14 protein-coding genes are annotated in these 12,802 nt (G+C 63.2%); 7 read left to right on the top strand and 7 right to left on the bottom strand.

From position 1 onward, the window contains the following. The 3 genes from C2134_RS13580 to ampH form a co-directional block, all read left to right on the top strand. A partial coding sequence (locus C2134_RS13580; RefSeq protein WP_103320713.1) for an aminopeptidase family protein P occupies nt 1-1,239 on the top strand: 1,239 nt, incomplete at its 5' end. Nucleotides 1,240-1,301: 62 nt separating this feature from the next. Then, nucleotides 1,302-2,198, top strand: a complete 897-nt coding sequence (locus C2134_RS13575) for a LysR family transcriptional regulator (protein ID WP_103320712.1) — start codon at nt 1,302-1,304, stop codon at nt 2,196-2,198. Nucleotides 2,199-2,473: 275 nt separating this feature from the next. Next, nucleotides 2,474-3,769: a D-alanyl-D-alanine-carboxypeptidase/endopeptidase AmpH gene (gene ampH, locus C2134_RS13570; protein ID WP_103320711.1), complete on the top strand. Its 1,296-nt coding sequence runs from the start codon at nt 2,474-2,476 to the stop codon at nt 3,767-3,769. Between the two features lie 47 nt (nt 3,770-3,816). Here ampH and C2134_RS13565 read toward each other — a convergent pair whose 3' ends face one another. From C2134_RS13565 to C2134_RS13555, 3 genes are all read right to left on the bottom strand, one after another. After that, nucleotides 3,817-4,524: an SDR family oxidoreductase gene (locus C2134_RS13565; RefSeq protein ID WP_103320710.1), complete on the bottom strand. Its 708-nt coding sequence runs from the start codon at nt 4,522-4,524 to the stop codon at nt 3,817-3,819. Beyond that, nucleotides 4,521-5,048 (bottom strand): ester cyclase, encoded by a 528-nt coding sequence (locus C2134_RS13560; protein WP_103320709.1) that lies wholly within the window; start codon nt 5,046-5,048, stop codon nt 4,521-4,523. Before C2134_RS13560 ends, C2134_RS13565 begins: the two co-directional genes overlap by 4 nt. Nucleotides 5,049-5,258: 210 nt before the next feature. Next, nucleotides 5,259-5,447 carry a putative motility protein gene (locus C2134_RS13555; protein WP_103320708.1) on the bottom strand — a complete coding sequence of 63 codons (189 nt, stop codon included), beginning with the start codon at nt 5,445-5,447 and terminating at the stop codon, nt 5,259-5,261. Nucleotides 5,448-5,571: 124 nt separating this feature from the next. Here C2134_RS13555 and trxB point away from each other — a divergent pair, with 124 nt between their 5' ends. The 4 genes from trxB (at nt 5,572) to C2134_RS13535 (ending at nt 9,251) form a co-directional block, all read left to right on the top strand. Beyond that, nucleotides 5,572-6,528: a thioredoxin-disulfide reductase gene (trxB, locus tag C2134_RS13550; protein WP_043628351.1), complete on the top strand. Its 957-nt coding sequence runs from the start codon at nt 5,572-5,574 to the stop codon at nt 6,526-6,528. An 18-nt stretch (nt 6,529-6,546) separates the two neighbouring features. Then, nucleotides 6,547-7,179: a Smr/MutS family protein gene (locus C2134_RS13545; protein WP_103320707.1), complete on the top strand. Its 633-nt coding sequence runs from the start codon at nt 6,547-6,549 to the stop codon at nt 7,177-7,179. Between the two features lie 159 nt (nt 7,180-7,338). Further along, a complete protein-coding gene (locus C2134_RS13540) occupies nt 7,339-7,791 on the top strand; it encodes a peroxiredoxin (protein ID WP_103320706.1) in 453 nt (150 codons plus the stop codon). 56 nt (nt 7,792-7,847) lie between these two features. Continuing rightward, entirely contained in the window at nt 7,848-9,251 is a 1,404-nt protein-coding gene (locus tag C2134_RS13535) for a PhoH family protein (RefSeq protein ID WP_103320705.1), read from the top strand. Between the two features lie 58 nt (nt 9,252-9,309). Here the strand turns inward: C2134_RS13535 and C2134_RS21265 are convergent, their stop codons facing one another. The 4 genes from C2134_RS21265 to C2134_RS13520 form a co-directional block, all read right to left on the bottom strand. Next, nucleotides 9,310-9,666 (bottom strand): hypothetical protein, encoded by a 357-nt coding sequence (locus C2134_RS21265; RefSeq protein WP_146042161.1) that lies wholly within the window; start codon nt 9,664-9,666, stop codon nt 9,310-9,312. 231 nt (nt 9,667-9,897) lie between these two features. Beyond that, nucleotides 9,898-10,758 (bottom strand): methionyl-tRNA formyltransferase, encoded by an 861-nt coding sequence (locus C2134_RS13530; RefSeq protein WP_103320704.1) that lies wholly within the window; start codon nt 10,756-10,758, stop codon nt 9,898-9,900. Between the two features lie 120 nt (nt 10,759-10,878). Beyond that, complete coding sequence (locus tag C2134_RS13525; RefSeq protein ID WP_103320703.1) at nt 10,879-12,243, bottom strand: aspartate aminotransferase family protein; 1,365 nt, start codon at nt 12,241-12,243, stop codon at nt 10,879-10,881. A gap of 149 nt (nt 12,244-12,392) precedes the next feature. Further along, nucleotides 12,393-12,608, bottom strand: a complete 216-nt coding sequence (locus tag C2134_RS13520) for a sigma factor-like helix-turn-helix DNA-binding protein (RefSeq protein WP_043628339.1) — start codon at nt 12,606-12,608, stop codon at nt 12,393-12,395. Nucleotides 12,609-12,802 lie beyond the last annotated feature (194 nt).

The following is a 12,802-nucleotide window of genomic DNA, read 5'->3' as shown; positions in this document are numbered from 1 at the left end:
CGCGAGGCCGGCGCCGAGCGCCACTTCATTTCCACGCTGGACGACATCGCCTGGCTGTTCAATCTGCGCGGCGCCGACGTCAACTACAACCCGGTGTTCATCGCCCACGCCTTGATCGAGGCCGACAGCGCCACCTTGTTCGTCGCGCCAGGCAAGATAGACGACGCCCTCGCCGCCCAGCTGGCGGCAGACGGCGTCCGCGTGGCCGATTACGCCGAAGCCAAGCCGGCGCTGTCCGCGCTGCCCGGCGGCGCGCTGCTGATCGATCCGCGCCGCGTCACGCTGGGCCTGCGCCAGGCGGTGGCCGATGGCGTCAAGGTGATCGAAGCGATCAACCCCAGCACGCTGATGAAGTCGCGCAAGAGCGCGGCCGAGACCGAACATGTGCGCCGCGCGATGGAGCAGGACGGCGCCGCGCTGGCCGAGTTCTTCGCCTGGTTCGAGGCCAACGTCAACCGCGCCCGCATCACCGAGCTGACCATAGACGAACAGATCACCGCCGCCCGCGCGCGCCGCCCTGGCTTTGTTTCGCCCAGCTTCGGCACCATCGCCGGCTTCAACGCCAACGGCGCGCTGCCGCACTACCACGCCACCCCGGAAGCGCACAGCGAAATCCAGGGCGACGGCCTGCTGCTGATCGACTCCGGCGGCCAATACCTGGGCGGCACCACCGACATCACCCGCGTGGTGGCTGTGGGCGCCCCGTCCGCCGCGCAGAAGCGCGACTTCACCCTGGTATTGAAAGGCACCATGGCGCTGTCCATGGCCCACTTTCCCCGCGGCACGCTGTCGCCCATGCTGGATGCGCTGGCGCGCGCGCCGCTGTGGCAGCACGACATCGATTTCGGCCACGGCACCGGCCACGGCGTCGGCTACTTCCTCAATGTGCACGAAGGCCCGCAGAGCATTTCGCGCGCGGTGCCGGAGCCGCATATGGCGATGCAGGAAGGCATGATCACCTCCATCGAACCCGGCGTGTACCGCTCCGGCCAATGGGGCGTGCGCATCGAGAACCTGGTGCTGAACGTGGCGTCGGACAAGAACCAGTTTGGCGACTTCCTGAAGTTCGAAACGCTGACGCTGTGCCCGATAGACCGCCGCTGCATCGACCACTCTTTGCTGACTCGGCCGGAAATCGACTGGCTGAACGGCTACCACGCTGAAGTCCGCGCGCGGTTGCTGCCGCTGGTGGACGGCGCCGCCCGCGACTGGCTGCTGGCCAATACCGAAGCGCTGTAAACCGCCCGCTCGGCACACAGGCCATGCCCTGCGCATGGCCTGTTTTGTTTCCCGGAGCCCACATGCCGTTCGACCGCCTCAATGACCTGCGCCTGTTTCAGGACGCCTCGCTGCTGGGCAGTTTCTCCGCCGCCGGGCGCAAGCACGGCCTGTCTCCCGCCGCCGCCAGCGCCTGCATCCAGCGCATGGAGGAAGCATTGGGCGTCAGGCTGTTCGAGCGCACCACACGCCGGCTCCGACTGACCGAGGCGGGCGAGACTTATCTCGCCTATTGCCGACAGGCGCTGGACCTGCTGGAGGAAGGCGAGAATCAGCTGCAGCGGGAACACAGCCAACTGAGCGGCGCGATTCGACTATCCGCCCCTTCTGACCTGGGACGCAACCTGCTGCTGGATTGCCTGGACCGTTTCAGCGCCACCCACCCGGAAGTTCACTTTTCGCTATCGCTGAGCGATACGCCGGCAGACCTGATAGGCGACGACATCGATCTGGCCATCCGCTACGGCATGCCGGCGGACAGCAGCCTGGTGGCCCGGCAACTGGCCGCCAGCCGCCGCGTAGTCTGCGCCGCGCCGGCGCTGCTGCAAACCTTGGGCGTTCCGTCCCACCCACAGGATTTGACCAGATTGCCCACCTTGACGCTCACCACCGGCCATGGCCCGATGAACGAATGGCGCTATCGCGACGGCGGCGAAATCCGCTCGCTGCGCCTGCAACGGACTCGTCAAAGCAACGATGGCGAAGTAATACGCCGCTGGGCGCTGCAAGGGCACGGCTTCGCCTACAAGTCGCAACTGGACATCGCCGCCGACCTGCGAGCCGGCAGGCTCCTGACAGTGCTGGACGACTTCTTCACCGAGCCCGCCCCCTTGCACCTGCTCTACCCGGGACACCGGCTGCAGCCGGCCAGGGTACGGAGGCTGATCGACTTTCTGCTGGCGGAATTGTCACCAGCCTGAACGCCCCGGCCGGCAAACCGGCCGTGTAATATCGAACCCTCGGGAAAATATGCAATAAGCCCTGCGCGCGGCGGCGGTCTGCGCTACACTGCCTGCCTGTTTTTTCGCTAGCGACGCCGCCGCGCCGCAGGGCGGCCCAACTTTTGCACGGAAGACCAAATCGCGTCCACCATCCGGCCACCTTGCCCGTTATCGATAATGACAAACCTATTCCAGCCGGCTTGCGCCCTGCTCCGCGCGATCCGGACTATACCGTCAGCCATTTCGGAAACTCGATGAAGCCTTTGAAACTGCTCGGCCTGAGCTTGGCCCTGTTCGCTCCTTTCGCCTCTGCCGCAGCTCAAAAAGATACGAGCGCCGACCCGATAGATCGTTACGGCGAGCAAATCTTCAGAAACAGCCGCGCCGTCGGCATGGTCATGGTAGTGGTCAACAAACAGCAGACCACACAGCGCTTTTACGGTCAAACCCGCCCCGGCAGCGGCCAGCGCCCGGATGAAAACTCCTTGCTGCGCATCGCCAGCATCAGCAAGACCATGACCGGGGAGGTGCTGGCCTCGCTGGCGCAAGAAAAACGGGTAAAACTGGACGATCCGCTGCAAAAATACGCGCCGGCCGGCGTGGCATTCCCGCCCACCACTCAACCCATCACCCTGCTGAATCTGGCCAGCCACACCAGCGGCTTCCCGCGCGAAATGCCGGGCGAAAAGCCGCAGAACACGCCGGTTTTCGTCTGGCCGGACCAGCAGCAACGCTGGCAATGGCTGTCTTCGACCAAGTCGCGCTTCGCGCCCGGCATGCGCGCCCAGTATTCCAACCTGGCTTTCGACTTCCTGGCCGACGCGCTGGCCGCCGCCACCGGCCGCCCCTATGCCGCGCTGCTGAGTGAAAAGATCACCGCGCCGCTCAGCATGCGCGACACCACGCTGACGCCCACAGCCGCGCAGTGCGCCCGGCTGATAGAAGGCTACGGCGCCAGCCCCTGCGTGGATACCCGCGCCGCCAGCGGCAGCGGCGGCATCTACTCCACCCCGCGCGATATGCAGCGCTGGCTGCAGGACCTGGTGCACCCGCAAAACGAATCCCGTCGCCAATTGCGCGAGCAGATCTTCCATATGTACTTCAAGCGCGACGACCTGCGCGCGCTGCGCGGCATGGACGTCGCCGGCAAGGCGGATGAGTTGGGTCTGGGTTGGATACGCATGCTGCCGACGCCGAACTCGCCGGAAATCATCCAGAAAACCGCCGGCGGCGGCGGCTTCATCGGCTACGTCGCGATCGCGCCGAAAAATGAGGTCGGCGTATGGGTGAGCCTCACCCGCACCGGCGGCACCCACTATCAGAACATGAGCAGCGGCGTGAACAAGCTGGTGGCCGAGCTGAGCGGCTTCCAACCGGTAGCGGCGCGGGCACCAGCGGCAACGCGCGCCCAGCCTGCCAAATCCCATGCGACGGCGGTCAAATCCAAAGCCAAGCCGGCAAAAACGAAGGCGGCCGCCAAGAAACAAACCAAACCAGCGGCAAAGGCATCGGCCCGCCACACCCACGCCAAGAAAAAGCCTCAGCAATAGCGCGCGCCCCGTCGCCGGGCTTTGAGTCCTGGCGACGGGAAGCCTTGCTACAACAAGCCGCCACCATCCACATCCAGCACCGCGCCGGTGAGGAAGGCGTTGCCCATGGCAAACAGATAGGCCTGAGCCAGCTCCTGCGGCTTGCCGACGCGGCCCAGCGGCAGGCTCGCGCCTATGCGCGCCATCGCCGCGATGCGGCTATCCGCCCCAGCCTCTCCCCACAATTCGGTATCCACCACGCCCGGGCTGACCACATTGACGCGGCGCGGCGCCAGCTCCTTGGCAAGATTCTTCGCCGCCGCTTCCAGCGCGGCGTTGACGGTGCTCTTCAACAAGCCGCCGGCGCCGTATTTGCGGGATAACAATCCGGAAGTGAACGTTACCGAAGCGTCCGCCGCGAGGTAGGGCAAGGCCTGCTGCACCGCCAGCAGATTGCCGAACAGCTTCACATCGAAAGTGCGGCGAAAATCCTCCAGCGTCGCCTGCTCCAGCCGCGGCGAGCCTATCCGCGCGCCGGCAGTCAGCACCAAATGGTCAATATGGCCAATCTCGGCCAAGGCCGCGCGCAGCGTCGCCGCATCGGTAACGTCCGCCGGCAGATACTGCCAGGGGCCTGGCTGCGCCGGCTTGCGGCCCAATACAAAAACCCGCGCGCCTGCTGCGGCTGCGGCTTGCGCTACCGCCTGGCCGATGCCGGAAGTGCCGCCCAGCACCACGACATCGCGCTGTCTCAACAAGTCGGTGGATGGATTCATGGCTTTACCACCCCCAGTTGCTTCAGCAGCGTCAGATTGTCTTCCAGATGCCAGTTCTCGGCGATGCGGCCATTCTTCACCCGGTATAAATCAAATGCCTGAAAATCGATCGCCTGGCCATCGCCCTGCCTGTCGCCGAAACGGCCGCTGAAGTGGCCGGTGAAGTGCAGGCGCAAGGCCACGCGATCATCCGCCAGCACCATGTCGGTGACTTCCACCTTCAAATCCGGCACCGCGGCGCGAAATGTCCGCGAGGCCTGCAACGGCCCCGCCATGCCCTGCGGACGGCCTTCCGGCAAGGTGCGATCCATGAACGCTGGGTCCAGCGCCAGCTCTGCGTAACGCGGATCGCCGGTATTCCAGAATGCGGCGTAGCGCATGGCGGCGAGTTTCACCGCCGCCGCCGCGCCATTATTGCGCTCGGAAAACACTCGGGCAGGCTGCGGCAGCGCGTCGGCGGCCAAGGCTGTCGCGGAAGACAGCGCGAGCAAGCTAGAGCAAATCAAATAGGAAAGACGACTCATGACGACTCCTGGTTTTCATCGCGCCGGCGACATGCCGGCAGCGTCAGGAGTCGATTATTCAGGCCGAGGCCAAGATTGATAATTGGGGCGGGAGTTGCAGGATTTTATTGCTGAATTTGAATATGACCGCGCGGCACAGATCATAGATAAAACAAAAGGCGACCCGTAGGTCGCCTTGTTCAGCAGGCAGTGCCGCAAGCCGGCCGCGGATCAGGCCCGCACGTCGAGGTTCTGTCCCAGATGCGCCGGATTGGAAGCCTGGATTTGCTGCGACGATTCTTCCGCGCCTTGCAATAGCGTCATGGCCGCTTGGGATTGCGCCTGCATCGCCTTCTTCAGCACCAGGGCCTGCGCATTGGTGCTGACATTTTGCGCACTGACTTGACTTAATGGATCCATACCCCAACCTCCTGACTCAAATAGCGTCGTTCGAGGGCAGTTTAGCTGACCGCAGGTCTGCTGTCACAACAAAACTGCTAGAATGGGCGCCAGTCTCCACCCTTTTGATGACAGGAAAACACACATGAGCGCAACCCGTCACAGCCCCCTGCTGATTCTTGGCTCCGGCCCGGCCGGCTATACCGCCGCCGTCTACGCCGCGCGCGCCAACCTGAAGCCGGTTTTGGTCACCGGCATGGCCCAAGGCGGCCAACTGATGACCACCACCGACGTGGACAACTGGCCGGCCGACGCCGCAGGCGTGATGGGTCCGGAGCTGATGCAGCGCTTCCAGCAGCATGCCGAGCGCTTCGGCACCGAAATCCTGTTCGACCACATCCATACCACCCATCTGCATGAAAAGCCTATCCGCCTGGTGGGCGACGCAGGCGAATACACCTGCGACGCGCTGATCATCGCCACCGGCGCTTCCGCCAAGTATTTGGGCCTGCCGTCTGAGGAGGCCTTCAAGGGCAAGGGCGTGTCCGCATGCGCCACCTGCGATGGCTTCTTCTATCGCAACCAGGACGTGGCCGTGATCGGCGGCGGCAATACCGCCGTGGAAGAGGCGCTGTACCTGGCCAATATCGCCAAGCACGTCACCCTGATCCACCGCCGCGACACCTTCCGCGCCGAGAAAATCCTGATCGACAAGCTGATGGACCGCGTCAAGGAAGGCAAGATCAGCCTGAAGCTGGACGCCACGCTGGATGAAGTGCTGGGCGACGACTCCGGCGTGACCGGCCTGCGTCTGAAGTCCATGAAGGACGGCAGCAGCGAAGAGATCAAGGTAATGGGCCTGTTCGTCGCCATCGGCCACCAGCCGAATACCGAAATCTTCAAGGGCCAGCTGGAAATGGACAGCACCGGTTACCTGATCACCAAGAGCGGCCGCGACGGCAACGCCACCGCCACCAGCGTGCCGGGCGTATTCGCCGCCGGCGACGTGCAGGACCACATCTACCGTCAGGCCGTCACCAGCGCCGCTTCCGGTTGCCAGGCCGCTCTGGACGCCGAGCGCTATCTCGACAGCCTGAAGTAAGCGCCGGAGTCCCGCATCATGAAGACCTTCAAGGACTCTTTGAAGGGACTTCGCCAGTCGCTGCGGCAGGCCGCCCCGCCACGGGCGGCCACGCCGCCGCAGCCCGCTGCGCCCGAGGAGCCGGACTTTCGCCAGCTATTCGGCGACGTCAAGCCGCTCAAGCCTGACGGCCGCCACCATCCTCAGCGTCCCAAGCCCAAGCCCCGCCCGCGCAAACCCAGCCAGGGTCCAGCCGTGCATGCATTCAACGGCCAGGAAATCCCGCAGCATCCGATAGGCTGGTTCGAGCCGCCGGAACTGCTGCATCAATTCGCCCGCCCCGGCATGCCTTCAGCCACATTGAAGCGGCTGCGCCAAGGCAACTGGCCTGTCTGCGCCCAACTGGACTTGCACGGCTACACCCGGCATCAGGCGCAAGACGCGTTGGCCTTGTTCATCCATCGCGCCCGCTCGCGCGGCCAGTGCGTCAAGGTGATACACGGCAAGGGCTTCGGCTCGCCGCAAGGCGAACCGGTGCTGAAGAAGCTGGTGCGCAGCTGGCTGCAGCACCACCCGGACGTGCTGGCTTTTTGCGAAGCCGAATCCGGCGGCCACAGCGGCTCGCTGCTGGTGCTGCTGCGCCGCCCGGCTTCAGACGATACCGATGACTAAGCCCTTGATCGCAATCAGCATCCGCCGACGGTGCATTTCCGCCGGATCGCCGACGCGCAAAAAGCGCGAGAACAGGCTCTCAGGATACGTGACAACCGCAAGGGGAATCCGCTAAGCTCAAATCAAGGCGGCCCCCTGCACCCTACCCAGGAGTAATGCATGACAGGCACACCCTGCCCCGACTTCACCCTGCCCGGCACCGCCGGCGCCGACTTTACGCTTTCCGCCAGCCGCAAGCCGCTGGTGATCTACTTCTACCCCAAAGACAATACGCCTGGCTGCACCAACGAGAGCATGGCCTTCCGCGATCTGCACCCGCAATTTGCCGCCTTGGGCGCAGACATCGTCGGCATCTCGCGCGACAGCCTGAAGTCCCATCAAAATTTCAAGGCCAAGCTGGAATTGCCGTTTGAACTGTTGTCGGATTCGGAAGAAACTGTCTGCAATATGTTTGGCGTCATCAAGATGAAAAACATGTACGGCAAACAGGTAAGAGGCATCGAGCGCAGCACCTTCGTAATAGACGCCCATGGCAATGTGGCGCGCGAATGGCGCGGCGTGAAAGTGCCCGGACACGCCGAGGAGGTACTGGCGTTCGTCAAAACGCTGTAAGGCAGTGCCCGCCCGGCCAGCCGGCCGGGCTACAACACGAACAAGGGGACCACATCATGGCCGGCCGCAAAAAGACCAGCGCGTGCAAGCTGTTTGTTCTGGACACCAACGTACTGTTGCACGACCCCACCTGTCTGTACCGCTTCGAAGAACACGATGTGTTCATCCCCATCATCACCCTGGAAGAGCTGGACACCCACAAGAAGGGCATGTCCGAAGTGGCGCGCAACGCCCGCCAGGCCAGCCGCTTTCTTGACGACATCCTCAGCGGCAATGAACTGAACATCGGCGACGGCATCCCGCTGAAGCACGCCAGCCGCGACGCCGCCAGCGGCCGCCTGATTCTGCAGACCCAGGCCATCAACGGCTCGCTCCCCTCCTCGCTGCCGGTCGGCAAAGCCGACAATCAGATCCTCGGCATCGTGATGGCCTTGAAAGACCATTATGAGGACCGTTCCGTCATTCTGGTGTCCAAAGACATCAATATGCGCATCAAGGCCCGCGCCCTGGGCCTGGAGGCGGAAGACTACTTCAACGACAAGGTGCTGGAAGACACCGACGTGCTGTACACCGGCACGCGCGAAATCGACCAGGCCTTCTGGGAACGCAACAGCAAGGACATCAAATCGTGGCAGGAGCACGGCCGCAGCTACTACCAGCTGACCGGCCCCGATGTCGTCAGCCTGTACGTCAACCAGCTGATCTGGCAGGAGGGCGACCGCCCGTTCCAGGCTCGCGTGATCAAGCTGGAAGGCAAGAGCGCGGTGCTGGAGACGCTGAAGGACTACAGCCACAACAAGAACAACGTATGGGGCATCACCGCGCGCAACCGCGAACAGAATTTCGCGCTGAACATGCTGATGGACCCCAATGTGGACTTCGTCTCGCTGCTGGGCCAGGCCGGCACCGGCAAGACGCTGCTGACGCTGGCAGCGGGTTTGGCGATGACGCTGGAGCAGAAGATCTACAGCGAAATCATCATGACCCGCGTCACCGTGCCGGTGGGCGAGGACATCGGCTTCCTGCCGGGCACCGAGGAAGAAAAAATGGCGCCGTGGATGGGCGCGCTGGAAGACAACCTGGACGTGCTCAACAAGAGCGACGACGATGGCGGCGACTGGGGCCGCGCCGCCACCCGCGACCTGATCCGCAGCCGCATCAAGGTGAAGAGCCTCAACTTCATGCGCGGCCGCACCTTCCTCAACAAGTACCTGATCATCGACGAAGCGCAGAACCTGACGCCCAAGCAGATGAAGACGCTGATCACCCGCGCCGGACCGGGCACCAAGGTGGTATGCCTGGGCAACGTCAGCCAGATCGATACGCCGTATTTGACCGAAGGCAGCTCCGGCCTGACCTATGTGGTGGACCGCTTCAAGGGCTGGGACCACTCCGCCCACATCACGCTGCAACGCGGCGAGCGCTCCAGGCTGGCGGACTACGCCGGCGAAGTACTGTAAGCCTGCAAACGAAAACGGCGCCATCCTTTACGATGGCGCCGTTTTGATGTCTAGGGGCTCAACACATCTCGTCTTCTTCCGGCCCCAGCAGGCGCCGGCAATACCCCAGCAGACACAACACCCCCACGCCCAGCAGCAATAGATCCAGCGCAAACCAACGCTTGGCATCCCGCATATTCTCGCTGCGCGACATCACCTCATTGGCCGCCGCCAACTGCGTCATATTATCTTCCACTATCGCGGAAGCCTCCCGCCTTGCCGCGCCTGGCAATGCATGCGCCTCACGGCATGATGCGACAGACGCGCATGCCTGACGAACCGGCGCCGAACTCTCCGCATACCAGCGCGCCACGCCGCCCTGGCTCTCGCCAGCCAGCATCAGCATGCACGCCACGCCCACCACAATCCTGAACATATCCCCAGCACCAACCCGCCGCGCGCCCCGCGGCGCCTTCCCAAAACAAATCGCCGCCGGAGCGGGTCCGAACGGCGATTGGCAACCGACCTCAGTCGATTTCACTGATTACGCGACAATTCCCTGTCGCGTTTCACATTTTTTAACACTCTGGCGGCAATGGTCAAATCGGCATGTCAAGAAAGGACAAGCGCGCGGCAATGCCGCAACAAAAATTCCAAATGTGTAAAATCAGCGCCGACCTCTGCCTGTCACCGCATCCGGTCCATACAGACTCCACTCGCTGATCAGCAGCATGCCGTCGGCCGTGGCGACCAGCAGCTGCTCCGCCTGGGAGTAGATCAGACTGCCCGGCGCGAAATGGTGAGTCTCCTCCCAACCTTCGGCGCGGTGAATGAAAATGGTGACGTTGTTGATAGTCGCCGCGCACTCGAAGTCGCCAAAGGCGCGGATCTGCCGCAGCAGCGCCGCCGTCGGGCGCTGGAAATCCAGCATCCTGTCCTGATCAGTCCACAATGGCCAGTAGCTGCCGCCATCGCCCTGAGGCGAGGCCTCGCCCCACAAGCGCTCAAACTGGTTTGCCACCTTGTGGCACAGCCGGTGCAAGGCCAGTTGCAACTTGATGTCCAGCACCTGATGGCTGTCGGTTTCGCCCAGGGGAAAACGCTCCTGCGCCAGGATGTCGCCGGTGTCGAACTCCGGCCCCACCTTGTGGCAGGTCAGCCCCCACTCCTTATGCCCCTCCAGCAAGGCCCGCACCTGCGGGTACGGCCCGCGCCCCAAAGGCAGCGGCGATGGGTGGAAATTGACGGCGTATTTCAAATACGGCGTCCAATCCGGAATACGCCAGTTGTAGCTGCCGACCAGCAGCGCCTCGCAACCCATCTCGGCCAGCTCTTCCAAATCGCGCGCCGTCATCGGCGACAATTGCAGCGGCAGCTTGCGCTGCTCGGCAAACGTCACCGATGCCTTGTGGTGGTGCACTCTATGGTCAACCGGCGTGCAGAAAATCTTCATAGGCTGCCAACCTGCCTGCATGAAAACATCCAGCACTGGCTTGAAGCGATCCGAAAGCGTGATGGCGAAACGCATGGCATTCACTTTATCGCGAGCAGGGACGACCTCCCCTCATAGCGTGGTTATACCATCGGCCTCTCAGCCTCCGATGTCGATGACACGCAAATTAACAGAAGCCGCCCCTCCTGCTACAAATCAGGCCATGCGCACGGCTCGAAGCCACTCATCAAACATCGCAAGCAAGCGCTCCACGTCTTCTGCCGTGGTATGCGGGCTGAGCAGCAGCATATTGTGGAACGGCGTGATCAGCAGTCCCCGGTTCAACAGATACAGATGAATGCACTGTTCCAGCTCGGTATCCTGTCCTGCCGCGGCCTCGCTGCCGTTGCGCGGGGGCCGGTGGGCAAACTGAAACTCGCAGCGCGCGCCCAGCCGCGTCACGCACCATGGTAGATCGAAACGGACAAACAGCTCGCGCAGCCCCCGCTCCAGCTGCTCCGCCCGCTCAAACATGATCTGGTAAGCATCGTCGGTCATCACTTCGGCCAGAGTGGCGCGCATCGCGGCGCAGGCCAGGCGATTGGCGCTAAGCGTGGTGCCAATGCCGGAATGGCCTGCCGGCGCGTCCCGCTTGGCCTGCTGCGCCCGCTCCCCCAACTCCGCGCTGAAGCCGTAAGCCGCCGCAGGCAGTCCGCCAGCCAAGGGTTTGCCCAGCACCAACAGGTCCGGCCGCAGGCCATGCAGAGCCGTAAAACCGCCGGGTCCGCAGCTGATGGTATGGGTCTCGTCCAACAGCAGCAGGCTGCCGTGACGGCGCATGATGGCCTGCGCCTGCTGCCAGTAGTCCGGATCCGGCAATACCATGCCGATATTGGTCATCGCCGGCTCAGCCAAAACGCAGGCGACACGGCCATCAGACAAGGCCCGCTCCAGCACGGCCAGGTCATTGAACTCCACCACCCGGGTGTGCTCGGTCAGCGGATACACTTGGCCCAGCAGGCTGGCGCGCGGCTTCGCCTGGCCATCCTCCAGGTCCACGAACACATCGTCCACCGTGCCGTGGTAACAGCCATTGAATACCAGTATCTGATCCCTGCCGGTTGCCGCGCGCGCCCAGCGGATGGCAAAACGGTTGGCATCGCTGGCGGACAGCGCAAACTGCCACACCGGCAGCCCGAAGCGTTGCGCCAACTCGCCGGCCACCCACAAGGCATCTTCGCCCGGCAACATCGCGGTAAGCCCGCGCGCCGACTCGCAGGCGATCGCGGCCGCCACCGGCGCCGGCGAGTGGCCAAACATCGCGCCGGTGTCGCCCAGACAGAAATCGACATAGCGATGGCCATCGACATCCGTCAATTGGGCGCCCTGCGCCTCAGCCACAAACAAAGGGCTGGGCGTGGGCCAATCGTCCATCCAGTGCAGCGGCACGCCAAACAGCAAATGCCTGGCTGATTGCCCAGCCAAAGCCGTCGCCCGCGGCCTTCGGGCCAGGAAGTCCGCCCGCTCCCGCTGATGGAGCTCACGCATCTTGCCAAGATCAATGCCATGCCGCTTCGCCATTGCCGCCTCGCTTAAGAATGGGGTGCAATCAGTATGCCAAGCTCTGCGTCGCACAATCCAGCTGCAATCGCCACTTGGAAAGCTCTAAACGACAAAAGGCCCGAAGCGCAGACCACGCCTCGGGCCAATGGGCTGCAATGAACGGAAATTCAGCGCAGGGGCAGATGCCCTGCCAAAGTGTTGAGCTGCTTGATGGCGCGACGGAAACGAGAATGCGCGCGGGAGACCGTGGACTCGCTGATGTCCATTTGCTGGGCGGCGTAATAGCCGGTCATGCCTTCCACTTCCATCAGCCACACCGCCTCGCGCGAGCGCTTCTTCATGCCGATCAGATCGGCCACCACGTTGAAATCGTCCAGTTTCATGGTATCACTCCCTCATGCGCAGACCCTTGCCACCCCAAGTCGCCGCGCGTCGACACGAAACATTCGGATGCTTTCCCAGCATAGAATGCTTGCCAAAAAAATGCAGGTAAATCCAGAGGCTGGGAGGCGCTTTTTTATGTTGTTTACGGCGCGATGGATATTGGAAACTTTTCCCACTTCGCGACGATGCAGCT

Source organism: Chromobacterium sinusclupearum (assembly GCF_002902845.1).
In the GTDB taxonomy this organism is placed as follows: domain Bacteria; phylum Pseudomonadota; class Gammaproteobacteria; order Burkholderiales; family Chromobacteriaceae; genus Chromobacterium; species Chromobacterium sinusclupearum.
This window is presented reverse-complemented; position numbering and strand designations above follow the sequence as displayed.

Bases quoted from the DNA above. Each gene is read 5' to 3' on its own strand.
- C2134_RS13575 (WP_103320712.1), top strand. From the start codon at position 1,302: ATGCCGTTCGACCGCCTCAATGACCTGCGCCTGTTTCAGGACGCCTCG.
- ampH (WP_103320711.1), top strand. From the start codon at position 2,474: ATGAAGCCTTTGAAACTGCTCGGCCTGAGCTTGGCCCTGTTCGCTCCT.
- C2134_RS13565 (WP_103320710.1), bottom strand. From the start codon at position 4,524: ATGAATCCATCCACCGACTTGTTGAGACAGCGCGATGTCGTGGTGCTG.
- C2134_RS13560 (WP_103320709.1), bottom strand. From the start codon at position 5,048: ATGAGTCGTCTTTCCTATTTGATTTGCTCTAGCTTGCTCGCGCTGTCT.
- C2134_RS13555 (WP_103320708.1), bottom strand. From the start codon at position 5,447: ATGGATCCATTAAGTCAAGTCAGTGCGCAAAATGTCAGCACCAATGCG.
- trxB (WP_043628351.1), top strand. From the start codon at position 5,572: ATGAGCGCAACCCGTCACAGCCCCCTGCTGATTCTTGGCTCCGGCCCG.
- C2134_RS13545 (WP_103320707.1), top strand. From the start codon at position 6,547: ATGAAGACCTTCAAGGACTCTTTGAAGGGACTTCGCCAGTCGCTGCGG.
- C2134_RS13540 (WP_103320706.1), top strand. From the start codon at position 7,339: ATGACAGGCACACCCTGCCCCGACTTCACCCTGCCCGGCACCGCCGGC.
- C2134_RS13535 (WP_103320705.1), top strand. From the start codon at position 7,848: ATGGCCGGCCGCAAAAAGACCAGCGCGTGCAAGCTGTTTGTTCTGGAC.
- C2134_RS21265 (WP_146042161.1), bottom strand. From the start codon at position 9,666: ATGTTCAGGATTGTGGTGGGCGTGGCGTGCATGCTGATGCTGGCTGGC.
- C2134_RS13530 (WP_103320704.1), bottom strand. From the start codon at position 10,758: ATGCGTTTCGCCATCACGCTTTCGGATCGCTTCAAGCCAGTGCTGGAT.
- C2134_RS13525 (WP_103320703.1), bottom strand. From the start codon at position 12,243: ATGGCGAAGCGGCATGGCATTGATCTTGGCAAGATGCGTGAGCTCCAT.
- C2134_RS13520 (WP_043628339.1), bottom strand. From the start codon at position 12,608: ATGAAACTGGACGATTTCAACGTGGTGGCCGATCTGATCGGCATGAAG.